The following is a 3,441-nucleotide window of genomic DNA, read 5'->3' as shown; positions in this document are numbered from 1 at the left end:
TGCGGCTAAGCAAGTCTACTCTATACCCTTAATGCCTCTTACCCTGGATTCGGCTTGGCCTCGCTGACCCTCTTTCTTCTTATCGGCACCGGCCTGATGTTTACCGGCCTGCTGCTGGGCTCGCTGAGTGCCCGGTTCGGGGTGCCGGCGCTGCTGATTTTCCTGGTGGTGGGCATGCTCGCCGGCGAGGATGGCATTGGCGGCATCGAGTTCGATGATTTCTCCACCGCCTATGTGATCGGCAATATCGCCCTGGCAGTGATTCTGCTGGACGGCGGCCTGCGCACGCGCCTGAGCACCTTCAAGCTGGGCCTGAAGCCGGCCCTCAGCCTGGCCACCTTTGGCGTGGCCATTTCCGCCGCCCTGGTGGGCGCCTTTGCCACCTGGCTGATCGGCGTGGACTGGCGGGTGGGGCTGCTGCTGGGCGGCATTGTTGGCTCCACCGATGCGGCGGCCGTATTCAGCGTGAACAAGGGCGCCGGGGTGACACTGAATGAACGGGTGGCCAGCACCCTGGAGATCGAATCCGGCCTCAACGACCCCATGGCCATCTTTATCACCCTGATGCTGGTCGGTCTGCTGGTGGATCCCACCGCCGAGTGGGGCGTGGGCATGCTGTGGACCCTGCTGCAACAGTTCGGCCTGGGCGCCCTGCTCGGCCTGCTGTTGGGCGCGGTGATCAGTGAGCTGCTGTTGCGGGTGCGCAGCAATGAGGGCCTGCACGCCCTGCTGCTGTGCAGTGGCGGTGCCATGGTGTTTGCACTCACCAACCTGGTAGGCGGCTCCGGCTTTCTGGCCATCTATCTCACTGGTCTGGTGGCGGGAAATCGCCGTGGCGGCACCGGCGATAACGTGCTCAAGGCCATGGATTCCATGGCCTGGCTGGCCCAGTCCGGCATGTTCCTGATTCTCGGCCTGCTGGTGACGCCGTCACGGCTCACCGAAAACCTGCCCTGGGCCCTGGCGGTAGCGGCCTTCCTGATGCTGCTGGCGCGCCCCATCGCCGTATGGGTGAGCCTGCTGCCATTCCGTTTTACCTGGCGGGAAGAGACCTTTATCGCCTGGACCGGCCTGCGCGGCGCGGTGCCCATTGTCCTGGCGGTGTTCCCGTTGCTGGCCGGAGTGGAACAGACCTACCTGCTGTTCGATATCACCCTGGTGGTGGTGCTGATCTCCCTGCTCGGCCAGGGCGCCAGCCTGCGCTATATGGCACGCAAGCTGAAAGTGTCAGTGCCGCCTACTACCGAACCCAAGCAGACCGTGCCGCTGGCCGCGCCCCGGGATCGCTACCTGATGCAATTCGAGGTGGAACCGGGCGCCCGCGCGGTAGGCAAGCCCCTGGGCGAACTGAGCGAGGACAAACGCACCCCGCTGATCCTCTACCGCAACCATCAGGTGCTCAGTCTCAGTGACAACCCGGATATCGAAGCCGGCGACCTGATCGCCTGGCTGGCGCCTCTGTCGCACAAGTCCGCCCTGTCCGACCTGTGCCACAAGATGAGCAACGATGAGAAACGCTATTACGGCGACTTCACCGTGCTGGGCAAGACGCCCGTGGCGCAGCTGATTGCCATCTATGGTGTAGAAGCACCGCCGCCACTCTGGCAGGGGCTCACCGTGGCCGAGATGTTCACCAAACAGGTAGGGAAGCAGACCGTGGTCGGTGATACGGTTCGTGTCAGCGGCCTGCGTTTGCGGGCCCGTTCGGTGGAAGATGGCAAGGTGGTGCTGGTTGGTTTGAAGCTGCCGAGATAAAGCTAGCTACTAGCGTCGAGCTTCTAGCTGCAACACGAAGATAGCTTTAATTATATTGGTACTTTTTCGCCGCGATTAACGGCAAGGCGCGGGCACAGAGGTTAAAACGCTCAACACCTTTCACGCGCCTAGCCGCTAGAAGCTAGTAGCTCGCAGCTTGTATTCAAGGAGTTTGTTATGCCCCGTTTTGAGAAACATCGCATTCTGATCACTGGCGCCGGTGCCGGCATTGGTGCCCTGATGGCAGAGGAATTTGCCAAACAGGGCGCGGAAGTCATCGTTACCGCCCGGCGTATCAGCGCGGCTCGTGAAGTGACCGACAAGATCAAGGCTGCCGGCGGCAAGGCGCATCCCTATGTGCTGGATGTGAGCAAGATTGCCTCCATCGCCAAATTCCGCGACAAGCTGCACCAGGAAGTGGGCCCCATCACCAGCCTGATCAATAACGCCGGAGTGGTGTTCGGCGGTGAATTCGAGACCGTGGAGCTGGAACAGCACCTGAACACCTTCCGGGTGAACAGCGAAGGGCTGATGGCCACCACCCATGCGTTCCTGGACGACCTGATCCAGGCCAGCGAAGCTTTCCTGGTCAATATCGCCAGTGCCTCCGCCTTTATCGGACTGCCCTACGGCAGCACCTATGCCGCCAGCAAATGGGCGGTGGTGGGGTTCTCGGAATCCTTGCGACTGGAACTGGCGGTACGCAAGATCAAGCATGTGCATGTCACCAGCGTTTGCCCCAGCTATATCTCCACCGGCATGTTCGACGGCGTGAAGACACCGCTGTTCTCTCCCATGCTGACCCCGAAGAAGGTGGTGAATAGCATCATACGGGGCATGCAGAAAAAAGACGCCTTCGTCATCGAACCGCCCATGGCCAAGTCCGTGGAACTGATGAAGGCTCTTCTCCCCCAGGGCATCTGGGACGAAGTGGCCCGGCGGACCGGGGTGTCCACCTCCATGTATAGCTGGAAGGGGAAGAAGAAATAGCTGCTAGCTACGAGCTTCTAGCTGCGAGAAAAACCGCGGGCACACCCTTGCCCGCCCAACATATCAACGTAGCCGTTTCTTTTTCCTAGAAGCTAGTCGCTCGCAGCTAGAAGCTTCCCCGTTTACACCCATTCACCCTAACGCCCGCCCGCGCCCGCCTTGACAGTCAATGTGTTTGCGCTTGAATTGCCCAACAATGCCCGCCCTGTTGCGCTGTCCGTTACTGACAGTTGAATCGATTTCTGCCTGACGAGGGTAACTGTTATGCCGACTTACAAGGCTCCTGTGCGCGATATGCGCTTTTTGATGAACGAAGTGCTCGATTTCGAAAGTCACTACAAGACTTTCCCGGAGGGCGAAGAAGCCACCCCCGATATGGTCGAAGCCATTATTGGCGAAATGGCCAAGCTGTGTGAAAACACCCTCGCGCCCCTCTACCAGACCGGTGACGAAGAAGGCTGCAAGTTTGAAAACGGTGTGGTGACCACGCCGAAAGGCTTCAAGGAAGCCTACGACGAGTTCGTGGCCGGCGGCTGGCAGGGTCTCAGCCACCCGGTGGAATTCGGCGGCCAGGGCCTGCCCGCATCCCTGGGTCTGATCAAGTCCGAAATGATGGCCACCGCCAACTGGTCTTTCACCATGTACCCGGGCCTGTCCATGGGTGCCATGAACACCATCCAGATGCACGGTTCCGAG

General features: G+C 60.4%; 3 protein-coding genes. All 3 read left to right on the top strand.

Annotation, left to right across the window (positions count from 1 at the left end; translation table 11 throughout):
• The first annotated feature begins 54 nt into the window (after positions 1-54).
• Entirely contained in the window at positions 55-1,755 is a 1,701-nt protein-coding gene (locus ACFE0K_RS16065; protein WP_434537030.1) for a potassium/proton antiporter, read from the top strand.
• A 177-nt stretch (positions 1,756-1,932) separates the two neighbouring features.
• Complete coding sequence (locus ACFE0K_RS16060; protein ID WP_434537029.1) at positions 1,933-2,745, top strand: SDR family NAD(P)-dependent oxidoreductase; 813 nt, start codon at positions 1,933-1,935, stop codon at positions 2,743-2,745.
• Between the two features lie 264 nt (positions 2,746-3,009).
• Positions 3,010-3,441: acyl-CoA dehydrogenase N-terminal domain-containing protein (locus ACFE0K_RS16055; RefSeq protein ID WP_434537028.1), on the top strand; the 432-nt coding region annotated here is incomplete at its 3' end.

Origin of the sequence: Alcanivorax sp. (genome assembly GCF_051117345.1) — a bacterium.
Classification (GTDB): Bacteria; Pseudomonadota; Gammaproteobacteria; order Pseudomonadales; family Alcanivoracaceae; genus Alcanivorax.
This window is presented reverse-complemented; position numbering and strand designations above follow the sequence as displayed.

Coding starts and splice junctions, on each gene's coding strand:
- ACFE0K_RS16060 (WP_434537029.1), top strand. CDS start 1,933: ATGCCCCGTTTTGAGAAACATCGCATTCTGATCACTGGCGCCGGTGCC.